General features: G+C 41.4%; 8 protein-coding genes. 4 read left to right on the top strand and 4 right to left on the bottom strand.

Annotation, left to right across the window (positions count from 1 at the left end; translation table 11 throughout):
• Positions 1–29: 29 nt before the first annotated feature.
• The 4 genes from aroB to aroA are packed head-to-tail and all read left to right on the top strand — an operon-like array spanning position 30 to position 4,459.
• Positions 30–1,019, top strand: coding sequence for a 3-dehydroquinate synthase (gene aroB, locus AC6I5B_RS08105; protein ID WP_004613833.1), 990 nt, complete (start codon positions 30–32; stop codon positions 1,017–1,019).
• Positions 1,020–1,034: 15 nt separating this feature from the next.
• On the top strand, positions 1,035–2,156 hold the full coding sequence (gene aroC, locus AC6I5B_RS08100) for a chorismate synthase (protein ID WP_004613834.1): 1,122 nt from the start codon (positions 1,035–1,037) through the stop codon (positions 2,154–2,156).
• Between the two features lie 19 nt (positions 2,157–2,175).
• Positions 2,176–3,201, top strand: coding sequence for a 3-deoxy-7-phosphoheptulonate synthase (gene aroF / locus AC6I5B_RS08095; RefSeq protein WP_004613835.1), 1,026 nt, complete (start codon positions 2,176–2,178; stop codon positions 3,199–3,201).
• On the top strand, positions 3,191–4,459 hold the full coding sequence (gene aroA / locus AC6I5B_RS08090; RefSeq protein WP_004613836.1) for a 3-phosphoshikimate 1-carboxyvinyltransferase: 1,269 nt from the start codon (positions 3,191–3,193) through the stop codon (positions 4,457–4,459). Before aroF ends, aroA begins: the two co-directional genes overlap by 11 nt.
• Before the next feature lie 35 nt (positions 4,460–4,494).
• Here aroA and AC6I5B_RS08085 read toward each other — a convergent pair whose 3' ends face one another.
• The 4 genes from AC6I5B_RS08085 to AC6I5B_RS08070 all read right to left on the bottom strand — a co-directional run bounded on the left by AC6I5B_RS08085 (position 4,495) and on the right by AC6I5B_RS08070 (position 12,486).
• On the bottom strand, positions 4,495–8,115 hold the full coding sequence (locus AC6I5B_RS08085) for a LamG-like jellyroll fold domain-containing protein (RefSeq protein ID WP_497773727.1): 3,621 nt from the start codon (positions 8,113–8,115) through the stop codon (positions 4,495–4,497).
• A 206-nt stretch (positions 8,116–8,321) separates the two neighbouring features.
• Positions 8,322–8,450 (bottom strand): hypothetical protein, encoded by a 129-nt coding sequence (locus tag AC6I5B_RS08080; protein ID WP_270651081.1) that lies wholly within the window; start codon positions 8,448–8,450, stop codon positions 8,322–8,324.
• Between the two features lie 81 nt (positions 8,451–8,531).
• The gene (locus AC6I5B_RS08075; protein ID WP_004613839.1) at positions 8,532–10,040 is read right to left on the bottom strand and encodes a 4Fe-4S dicluster domain-containing protein; all 1,509 of its coding nucleotides are present in this window, start codon (positions 10,038–10,040) and stop codon (positions 8,532–8,534) included.
• A gap of 52 nt (positions 10,041–10,092) precedes the next feature.
• Positions 10,093–12,486, bottom strand: coding sequence for a homocysteine S-methyltransferase family protein (locus tag AC6I5B_RS08070; RefSeq protein WP_004613840.1), 2,394 nt, complete (start codon positions 12,484–12,486; stop codon positions 10,093–10,095).
• Between the last annotated feature and the right edge of the window lies 1 nt (position 12,487).

Raw genomic sequence — 12,487 nt, 5'->3', positions numbered from 1 at the left:
TTTAATATTAATATAAGGAGACAGCTACCATGAAAATTCACGTAACATGCAGTAAAGATTATGATATCTATCTTGAAAAAGGGCTTTTGGAACAGCTTCATGATTATATCGACTGTCAGCGGAAAATATTTATCATATCTGATGACAATGTACCGGAATGTTATCAGCAGACGGTATCAAAACAATTTCCCAATTCCTATCTTCACATTGTAAAACATGGAGAAGGTGCAAAAAGTTTTGCAGTACTGGAAGATTGTTTAACACAAATGCTGCGGCGAAACTTTTCTCGCAAAGATCTGGTTATCGCCCTCGGCGGCGGTGTCATCGGAGATCTTGCCGGCTTCGTGGCAGCCAGTTATATGAGAGGAATCGATTTTATAAATATACCGACCACGACATTATCTCAGATAGACTCCAGCATCGGTGGAAAGGTTGCAATCAATTTAGATGGGATCAAAAACTGTGTCGGTGCATTCTATCAGCCAGAGATGGTCCTCATTGATCCCCTTGTATTGAATACTTTGCCAAAAAGACATTTTTATAATGGTCTTGTGGAGGCAATCAAGGCAGGATTGATTCAGGATAAAGAACTGTTTGAACTATTTGAGCAGGAAGAACTTGATATTGAGCAGATTATTTACCGTTCACTGCTTGTCAAAAAGTATGTTGTAGAGCAGGATGAGACAGAACAGGGTTTGCGAAAGATTTTAAACTTTGGTCACACGATTGGTCATGCATATGAAAGCTATTATCACCTTCGCGACTATTACCACGGAGAATGTGTGGCACTCGGTATGATGGCAATTCTCAAGAATCCTGAGATTAAAGAAAGACTCTCCAAAATACTGGAACGCCTTCAGATTGACACAACCTGTGATGCCGAGAAAGACAAAGTTTTTACTTATCTTGGCAAAGACAAAAAAGCTGACCATGACCGGATTACGATTGTAAAAGTAGAACAAATCGGTCATGCAGAATTGGAAGATATTCCAATCACAGATTTAAGAACTTATTTATAAAAGGATTTGATTACTATGAAGAATACATTTGGAAATAACATTACTGTTACGATTTTCGGGGAATCCCACGGTCCTGCCATCGGCGCAGTTATTGACGGGATGCCTCCCGGAATCAAAATTGATTCCGGCTTTATCAAAAAACAGCTGGACAAGCGGAAACCAAAGGGAAAGATTTCTACAGCACGTGTCGAGAGTGACCGGGTTCAAATTATAAGCGGCGTCTTTGAAGACTATTCCTGCGGAACACCGATCTGCCTTCTGATTCAAAATCAGAACCAGCACTCTAAAGATTACAGCAAAACAAAAGCGCTCGCCCGCCCATCTCATGCAGACTACAGTGGAGATTGCAAATACCTCGGATTTCAGGATTACCGCGGAGGAGGACATTTCTCCGGAAGGCTGACGACACCGCTTGTCGCGGTCGGCGCCATCTGCCTTGATATGCTTGCAAGCAAGGGTATTTATGTTGCCTCCCATTTAAAAAGCATTAAGGATATCGAAGATGTTTCTTTTTCTTCCGATGAAGAACTGCTGAAACAACAGATGGACAAAGTCAACGACGAATATTTTGCAACGATTGATGATGCCGTCAAAGAACCGATGAATCGAGTGATTGAAGATGCCTTTCACAGTCTGGACTCTGTCGGCGGCACGATTGAGACGGCAATTATCAATATGCCTGCCGGCGTAGGTGAGCCGTATTTTGACTCCGTTGAGAGTATTCTCTCCCACGCACTCTATTCTGTAGGTGCCGTAAAGGGAGTTCAATTTGGAACCGGATTCCCAATCAGCCGGATGTACGGCTCAGAGGCGAATGACAGCTTCCGCATGAAAGATGGGAAAGTCATCACTTCAACTAACCACAATGGCGGTATCAACGGCGGTATTACGAACGGAATGCCAATTATCATCACAACGGCAATCAAACCAACGCCTTCTATTTATCAAAAGCAGGATACCATCAATTTCCGTGAACGTTCCGATGAGGAGATCTGTATCGAGGGAAGACATGATCCTTGTATCGCTCACCGTGCGCGTGTAGTCATCGACAGCGTGGTAGCAATTGGACTGGTCGATCTTCTTCTGACCAGATACGGACAACTCTATTTCCAGAGCGAACCAAAAGAAAATTTTTAATAGAAAGTAGGGAAAGACAATGATTATTACACTGAAAAAAAACACACCAAATCAAGAAGTAGACCACTTAATTCAGCAATTTGAATCACAAAACCTGAAAGTAAGCCTGATTACCGGAGAAAATTACAATGTATTTGGTTTGGTCGGCGACACTGCACAATTAGATGAAAGAAGAATCCTTGCAAATGAATGGGTAGAAAATGTACAGAGAATCGCTGCTCCATATAAGATGGCAAACAGAATGTTTCATCATGAAGATTCTATTATTGATGTGGGCGGCATCAAAGTCGGCGGACAGGAACCGATTGTCATCATCGGTGGACCATGCTCTGTGGAAGGCAGAGAAATGATGGAAGAAATTGCAGTCGATGTCAAAAACGCCGGTGGCTCTATGCTCCGCGGCGGCGCTTACAAACCCAGAACATCTCCTTATGCTTTTCAGGGAATGGGATATGACGGAATCATGTGCATGGTAAATGCCCGCAGCAAAACCGGACTTCCGATTGTCTCTGAGCTTATGAGCGCAGACAAAATCGAAGAATTTGAAGAACACGTAGATCTGGTTCAGATTGGCGCACGCAATATGCAAAACTTTGATCTGTTAAAAGCAGTTGGTAAAATGTCAAAACCAATCTTATTAAAACGCGGTTTGAGTGCAACAATCGAAGAATGGATCATGTCAGCAGAATACATTATGGCAAGCGGAAACCCAAATGTCATCTTCTGCGAACGTGGTATCCGTACTTTTGAAAAATATACGAGAAATACTTTGGATTTGAGTGTGATTCCTATTCTGAAAGAAAAAACTCACCTTCCGGTGATCATCGATCCATCCCACGCAACCGGAGACTGGAAACTTGTAGAATCTATGTCTCTTGCCGCAATCGCAGCAGGCGCCGACGGTCTTATCATCGAAGTACACAATAATCCAGAATGTGCATGGAGCGACGGCATGCAGTCTCTAAAACCAGAGAAATTCAAGAATGTAATTGAGAAAGCCAAGCTGGTTGCCCAGTCTGTAGGAAGAAGTGTCTATGAGGGCTAGAATCACCCCTGCAAAGATAGACTCAGGAAATATCACTATTCCGCCGAGCAAGTCTTTGGCGCACCGTGCAATTATCTGCGCCTGCCTTGCTCCTGGCAGAAGTGTAATCTCCAACATTGATTATAGCGTAGATATTCGGGCAACCATAGAGGGCATGCGCCATCTTGGTGCCAGTATCAAAGAAGACAAAGATACGCTTTTCATCGACGGCATTGAGACATTCCAATATGATGGAGACGTTGTAAATTGCCATGAATCCGGCTCCACACTTCGCTTCTTCCTTCCGCTCTTCTCTCTAACCGGAAAGAGAGCAACTTTTTCAGGGAGCAAACGTCTCATCGAACGCCCGCAAAACGTCTACGAGATGTTATTTCAAGAACAGGGGATTGACTTTGTACGGACATATCCCAATATTATAATCGACGGGAGACTAAAACCGGGAGAGCTGACTTTAAAAGGAAATGTTTCTTCGCAATTTATAACAGGACTTTTATTTGCCCTCCCACTTTTGGAAGCAGACTCAAAAATTCATATTGAGCCGCCATTTGAATCTCGCTCTTATGTTGATCTTACTATCCAAATGTTGAAACGTTTCCAAATTATTGTGGAATACGAAGATGCATACACATTAGCGATCAAAGGAAACCAACAGTACCAGCCGACAGATGTACTTGTAGAAGGAGACTACTCTCAGCTTGTATTCTGGGCATCTCTCGGCGTTTTGAACCATTCTGTCGAGACACATGGATTAGATTTACATTCCCTGCAGGGTGACAAAAAAACAATCGACATCTTCCAAAGCATGAACGCCGGCATTAAAGTTTTAGATGACGGATATCAGTTCTGTCCTGGCACATTAAATGGCACAGTCATCGACCTCAATGACTGTCCGGACCTCGGACCGATGCTTTTTGCACTTGCAACACAGGCAAATGGAAAAACGACTTTCCAAAATGCCGGAAGACTCCGCATCAAAGAATCTGATCGGATAGAGGCAATGGAAACAGAACTCAAAAAACTTGGCTGCTCCATCTCTTCTACCTTTGGCACAGTCACAATAACCGGTCCTGTCAAACTTCAAGGAAATGTAACACTTCACGGACACAACGATCACCGGATTGTAATGGCTCTTTCTATACTTGCCACAATTGCTGACGAACCAATAACAATTGATGACGCACAGGCAATCAGCAAAAGTTATCCGGGATTTTTTAAAGATTTAGCTTCCTGTGGAATCTTTATAGAATTTGCAAATTAAAAACGGAGAAGATTTTTCATCTTCTCCGCCTTTTTTTATGAATTTCTTCTTCTCTTCTTATCTGCGATTAAAATAGTACCGCCTGATACAACTACCAACATGATCATCAATAAAATCATTGTTCCGTCTCCTGTTGTAACACTATTGTTAGGTTTGTTATCAGGAGTTGGCTGCACGTTGGCTTTCTTTTTCAAATTATCAATTGCCTTTTGGATTGCTTCAGCCATCTTATCTACTTCTGCCTGCTTTGTAATATCCAAATCACGTACAACTGCTTCTTTTGCTTCTTCTAATTTCGCCACAGATTCTTTTGTGTAAATGCTTAAGTCTTTTGGAATATTTCCAAGTGCTGCATCTACTTTGCTGTAATCTGCTTTTTTCAGCTGAAGAGCTTCGATTGCATTCTGGATCGCTTCTGCCATCTTGTCTACTTCTGCCTGTTTTGTAATATCCAAATCACGTACAACTGCATCTTTCGCTGCATTTAAGTTTGCTACAGACTCTTCTGTGTAAACGCTTAAGTCTTTTGGAATATTTCCAAGTGCTGCATCTACTTTACTGTAATCTGCTTTTTTCAACTGAAGAGCTTTGATTGCATTCTGGATCGCTTCTGCCATCTTGTCTACTTCTGCCTGTTTTGTGATATCTAAATCACGTATAACTGCTTCTTTTGCTGCATTTAAGTTTGCTACAGACTCTTCTGTGTAAATACTTAAGTCGCTTGGAATTGCTGAAATTGCCGCATCTACTTTACTGTAATCTGCCTTTTCCACTACCTGTTCTTCAGTTAAAATCTTAACAATAGCAAAAGAATGTTTTTTCAAGTTGATAATCTGTCCTTTTGGCATCTTTGTTTTCTCTGTCTGAACAGTTACTTTATTTGGTGTTTCTAATGTATTTTCATCTGTAATCGCTTCAGACTCTAATCTCTGAATCTCAATATCTCGTCCGCTTACATCTACACCTTTTACATCTAACATTACATTTTGATCTTTTTCACGATCCACATTCACAATGGCAACATACATATTTCCCTTTTTATCTACACTTGCAAGTGATGATAATGTTTTTACCCCATTGCTCATTGCAGGCTCTTTCTCAAATGTTGCTTCTACAACATTTTCTCCAAATCCCGCATTCAACATTTGGAATACACGTGCGGATGGTGTTGAGAAAAATGCAAAGTTTCCTTCTCCCGTTGTTGTGTCTGCACCATTTTGTTTTACAACCTGTATCACAGCCTGCTGTGTTGGTCCCAAAGAGTCTGCACCTGCACTGTACCAGTCAGATAAACAGTGTTTCTGGATATATGGGCTTCCAAGTTTTACATATTCCATGATTACTTTCGCAATGTAAAGCGCATGTGTCTGAGAACGCACCTGAGATTCTGTATTTCTAAAAATACCATACTCGCTGATGACCGGAACTTTTCCTTCCGGCAATTGTTCTACATATTCTCTCACTTTCTGAATCCCAACATTCTCCGCTTTCTTCATTGCATCATCATAAAATGTATCTGCATTCGTTCCGCCGCTCACACTTCCTGAATACGGATGAATGGTCATGCCATCATACCATTTATTTGCATCAAGATCACTCATTCGTTTAATAAATCCGCTTGATTCAAAACTCGTGTATACATTTGCTTCGTAATTTGTCTTCTCTATTTCATTGATTTTCTCTGTTGTCTGCTTAATTGCTTTTGATACATCAATAAATCCTTCTCTGTCTACTGTGTAAGTTGCATAAATATTTTTTCCTTTTTCTGGAATCATGCCATGTATCCCATCACCAAAAGTAATGCTTCCTGTACTATAGTCAACTACACAATGTTTGTCAGTTGCTTTTGAGTTTTCAAAATCAGATACCACTGTCCATTCGTCTAACTTTCCATCTGTACCAACATACACTTTTACACCATCATTAACTGCTTTATAACTTGGATCTTCTACAATTTTTCCATCAACCAGTTTTCCTGGATTTTGGTTCGCATAGCGCAAATAACGCACTAAGTTCGGCTTTCCATCACTCTGCGATGCCTTCTTATTCCAGTCTTCTTCTGCTACAGCATATTTCTGTACGAATTTTGCCTGTCCACCTTCTGTGTATGCTTTCTCTGCACCAGCGTCACCATCCACATATGTTGTCCAATAGCCTTGAGAAGCTGTACCATCAGAACCTCCCCATGCCTGTTGCATCTCATTTCCGATTTCAAAATATCTTACATGATAAGGCTCTTTATGTCCGTTATCCGCACGAACTTGTGCCCAATCAATTCCGCCATTTGGATTCGTTCCAACTTTTGCATTCAGAAATTCCACCAAATCTGCTGCGTCTTGTGCATTTCCACGTCCAAGGCTATACACATACACGATTTCTGAATCTACCTGATCTGCAAAATCTGCAATTTCTTTAATTCCAAAATTAGGCTCAATACCTCCTTGTCCATCATTATTATAGAAACCATGAATTTGTTTTTTTCTATCCTTTTTATCTCCCAATGTTGTCTTCCAGTTAAACAAATTAGAAATCGTTCCTCCCGGATAGCGTATAGAACCAAATCCTGCTTTTTCATACAACGCTGTGAAATCATCTTTCATCTTCATCTCTTTTGAATCAAATGTGCCATATCCATTGAATGCATAGCGATGATTAATTCCGAAAATAGAATCCGGTTCGATTGTTTGTATTGTTTTCTCGGTATCTATCGATAGTTTTACTGGAACTTCTGCTTCATACTCTGCAATTGCTTTTTCAAGAGCCGTATACGCTGCTTTCATTTCATCTAAAGTCGTAGCATCCTCTGCTTTTTTGAGTGCTTCTTTTAATTGTTTTGCTTTTTCATTATCTTCCGGAAGTTTCTGATTCTCTATAACCTCTTTTCCTTCTTTAACCAGTTTTTTCAATTCCTGATTGTACAACTCAGTAGCTTTATCTTCGTAGATTGCTTTCGCCTCATCTGCTGTCAATGCCTTTTCATACACATAAAATTCATCTACATCTCCGCGCATTGGGTGTGGATCTGTATTTCCGGCTGTCTTATGAGCTCCAAGACGAAGAGATAATTTTTTATTTACTTTTGAAGTTCCCATATTTTTTGTGCTGTCCAATTCTCCATTGATATAATAGGTTACTTCATTTTTTGCCTGGTCAAACACTACCGTAACATGCTGCCAGTCACCTTTTTGAACCGCCTTGTTACTAGCCACATTCTGTGCATTAATATAAGTATTATATTGTCCACTTGCCTGCAATGTAAGCAACGAACGTCCATCGTCTTCATGTTGAAGCAATACTGCTGACTTATCAGCTCCATCTCCTGTAATTTTTGTGTCGTAACGATACCACATAGAGAATGAAGTCGCATCCTTACCGGTATTGATATAATTTTCCAGTTTCAAATATTTGTCTGTTCCGCCTCCAAAACTTAAAACATTTCCGAATACCGGATTTTTGCTGTCGACAATACTAATACCATTTAATGTAGCTGTCGTCTTTTCACCCTGATCGCTTTGTAATGAATCAAAATTCCAATGATCTTTCATGTCGGTCTTCCAACTCGGCTCTTCTGCCGCCCGCACTGGATCGATAACAGATGCCAGCATCACGGCGGACATGATCGAGCATAACGCCATTTTTAATGTTTTCTTTTTCATTTTCCCCATCCTTTTTGTTTATTTTTACAATATGTATATTGACACTTTATCATTGTTTTGTTTTTTTTGCAACATTAATCGGTTTAATCTTTTCAATTCTTAGTTTAAAATACGATATTTTTCCGATACTAATTGATTGAACATTGTATCAACCTTTCTTTTCAGAACAAAAATGAGGTAAGATTCTTCATCTTACCCCACTACTTCTAGGCATTCGCCTCTTTATCATCTTTTCGTTTTCGCAAATAACGTCCAAACTTAATTCCGCCAAACGCAAATGCACCGACAATCACCATCTTTATAATCGTTTGAACAAATGCTGCAAAAAATCCCATATACATACCTCCGCACACATATTCTTTTATCTTAGCTTATAGTACATCATATCATAGAATTTATGTATCGTAAAGGTAGCATTATTTTAATTCAATCTCTTCTAATTCTTTTGGCGGCAGCATCTTTGAAGAATGTGCCACAAAATCCTTCAATTCTTTCTGTGCTTTTTGAATCGGGATATTCGTTCCGGCTCCGGCAATACAACCTCCCGGGCATCCCATCCCCTCAATCAGGCATCCATTTTTCTTTCCAATCTTCGCAAGTGTCAGCATCTTCTTACATTCCGCAAGACCTTCCGCATGCTCAATCTTCACTTCCACATCCGGATAATATTCATTGACACATTTTTCGATGGCATTCGCAACACCGCCTGCCGCAGCATATCCACGCCCTGCACCGGTTGCGTCATGGAACGATGACTCAGCCTCATATTCTGTCAGATCGATCTCTCTGGCATCAAACATTGCCTGTAATTCTTCAAACGTAATGACAAAATCTACATCACTTCTCACAGTTCTTCTGGAAGCTTCCAGCTTTTTCGATGCACATGGTCCGATAAATACCACTTTTGCATTCGGATGCTCTAATTTGATTGTTCTTGCTGTTGCAACCATCGGTGTCAATTCCTGTGATACCTGATCTGCAAGATCCGGAAAATATTTTTTAGCAAGCATTGACCATGCCGGGCAACAAGAAGTCAGTAAAAACGGAAGTTCCCCGGTAACTACTTTTTCTACATAATGATGTGCCTCCGCAATCGCGCCGATATCTGCACCCAACGCCACCTCATACACTTCCGCGAATCCAAGTTCCTGCAGTGCAGCCTTGATATGTCTCGGTGTAATATTCGGTCCGAACTGTCCTACAAATGCAGGTGCGATCTCAGCTATAATCTCCCCACCTTCTTTCAACGCTCTTCCAAGCTGAAAGATCTGGGATTTGTCCGAAATTGCTCCAAACGGACAGCTTACCATACACATTCCGCAAGATACACATTTATCATTGTCAATATGAGCTCTTCCCATCTTATCCGAACCAATCGCATTCACCCCGCATGCTTTCGCACATGGACGCTCTTTTTTTGAAATTGCATCATATGGACAGACAGATTTGCATTTCCCACACTTAATACATTTTTCCTGATCAATGTAGGAACGTCCCTTTTTCATGGAAATAGCTCCCACCGGACAGACTTCGCGGCAAGGATGTGCCACACAGCCTTTACACATGTCACTCACTTCATATCCCTTTTCCTCGCATGCCGCACAGGCAGATGGGATAACCTGCATAAGCGGTGGCTCATAATATTTTTCTGAAATATTACTTTCTTCAATCCCAGCTGTCAGATGTACCGGCTTATCCTCCGGGCGAAGTGACATTCCCATCGCAAGGCGCATACGCTCCCTTACAATTGCACGCGAACGGTAAATACTCTCTCTGTATTTCTCCGTATCCTCATTAATCAGTTCATAAGGAACAGCCTCAATATCGTCGATCAGCGTCTCCGGAGTCGATTCAAATGCCAGCTTTGCTACCTTTGTGAACACTTGTCTTCTGATTCTTCTAATTGGTGTTTCCAATCCTCTCATGGCTTTTTCTCCTTTATCTCTGTAAAATGCATTCTCTATTTATCATAGAAACCTATCTGTGATTTGTCAATATTTTTTGTGCGTAATAGACGGATTGCATTGCATCTTTTCCATAGAAATCCGCTCCGATCATATCCGCATATTCCTGATTCAAAACAGCTCCGCCGACCATAACTTTACAATCCGGCGCTTTTTCTCTAAGCTGTCTGATCGTCTCTTCCATGCTTACGACAGTAGTCGTCATCAGAGCACTTAACCCTACAAGCTTCACCTCTTTTTCAAGCACCGTCTCAACAATACATTCTGGCGCCACATCTTTTCCCAGATCGATTACTTCAAAACTGTAATTTTCTAAAAGTACTTTCACAATATTCTTTCCGATATCGTGAATATCCCCTTTCACGGTTGCAAGAATGACTTTTTCTTTCTCTTTTTCCTCTCCGCCGTTCTTTTCAAGCTCCTCTTTTAAGACCGCAAAAGAACTTTTTGCCGCATCTGCACTCATCAGTAGCTGAGGAAGAAATACAGTTCCCTTTTCAAAACCTTTTCCGACCGTGTCAAGCGCCGGAATCAGATAGGTATTAATGATCTCAAGCGGTTCCTTTGTTTTTACAAGTGCAACCGTTGTCTGGTATGCATCTTCTTTCAATCCTTTTTCAATAGCTGTCTTCAGATCAATTTGCTGCCCTGCCGGCACTGTTGTTTTCGCCGGTTCCTGATTGCCGTAATGTGCAATATAGTTCTCGCAGTTTGTGTCATAATTCATCAGTGCACAGTAGGAATGATACGAGCGCATCATATCCTCTGAAGACGGATTGATAATCCCCGCCGTCAATCCATTTTGCATTGCCATAGTATAGAAATTCGCATTGATGACCGGACGACTTGGAAGTCCAAAAGAGATATTAGACACACCAAGAGCAGTCCGGACTCCATATGTATCCCGTACCATTTTCAACGCTTCCAATGTTGTCTTTGCTCCGTTTGGCTCTGAGCTGATTGTCATGGTAAGCACATCAATGACAATATCCTTTTTGTCAATACCATATTTTTTTGCTTCCTCGATAATCTTGCCTGCAACCTCAAGACGCCCTTTTGCTGTCTTTGGAATCCCATTTTCATCCAGCGTAAGTCCAATAACAACTCCACCATACTTTTGAATCAACGGGAAAACTGCATTCATGGATTCCTGTTTTCCGCTGACTGAATTTACCATTGGCTTTCCATTGTAAATACGCATCGCCTGCTCCATTGCCTCTGTGTCGACTGTGTCAATCTGAAGAGGGAGACTTGTCACACTTTGAAGTTCTCTGACCACCTCTTTCATCATTACAACCTCATCGATATCCGGAAGTCCCACATTCACATCTAAAATATGTGCCCCCTTATCCTGCTGTGTAATTCCTTCTTTTAAAATATAGTCCAGGTTATGTTCCTTTAAAGCCTGCTTAAACTTACTCTTTCCTGTCGGATTGATACGCTCTCCAATAATAACAGGCATATCTCCAAGTTCCACTGCTTTTCCATAGGAGGAGACAATCGTGTGATTCTTGAAGGTTGGCTTTGTCATCTCCAAGTCTTTACAAGCTGAAATCATCGCGCGGATATGCTTTGGAGTTGTACCACAGCATCCGCCGATCACACAGGCACCTGCTTTTACAATCTCCTGGAGCTGTTTGGCAAAAACATCCGGTGTGACATCATAGTAGGTCTGTCCGTCTCTTTGCTTTGGAAGTCCCGCATTCGGCTTTACAATGATTGGCAGTGAAGTATATTGCGCAATCTGCTGCAAAATAGGGAGCATCTGTTTTGGTCCCATTCCACAGTTAATCCCAAGTGCATCCACTCTGAGACCTTCCAAAAGCGCCACTACAGACGGCACATCTCCTCCTGTCAGAAGCTTTCCTTTGTCATCAAATATCATCGTTGCAAATACAGGGAGATTTGTGTTTTCTTTTGCTGCAAGGACTGCCGCTTTCACCTCGTAAGTATCACTCATTGTCTCGATATGAATCAAATCTGCCCCTGCTTTCTCCCCATACTGCACAACTTCTTTGAATGCTTCATAGGCGTCTTCAAAAGACAGGTCTCCCAAAGGTTTTAACAATTTTCCAGTCGGTCCGATATCCAAAGCAACATAATAGTCTCGCCCATCTCTGATCCCCGCCTTTGCTCCAAATCTGACATTTTCAACTGCCGCATCAATGATAGCCTTTAAGGAACAATTTTCGTCATGAAACTTCAATGCGTTCGCTCCAAATGTGTTCGTAAGCACAATATCACTTCCAGCCTCAAAATATGACTGATGAATTTTTCGTATCGTTTCTTTTCGCTCTATATTCCAGGTCTCAGGGAGTTCGCCAGGCTGAAGTCCTTCTGCCTGCAACAGCGTCCCCATCCCTCCGTCAAAAAATAAGAGCTCTTTTCCTAATCTTTCCAGTAACATA

The sequence above is a fragment of the Faecalimonas nexilis genome (assembly GCF_059731825.1).
The sequence above is the reverse complement of the archived record's forward strand: the minus strand, read 5'-3'. Positions and strand labels throughout refer to the sequence as shown.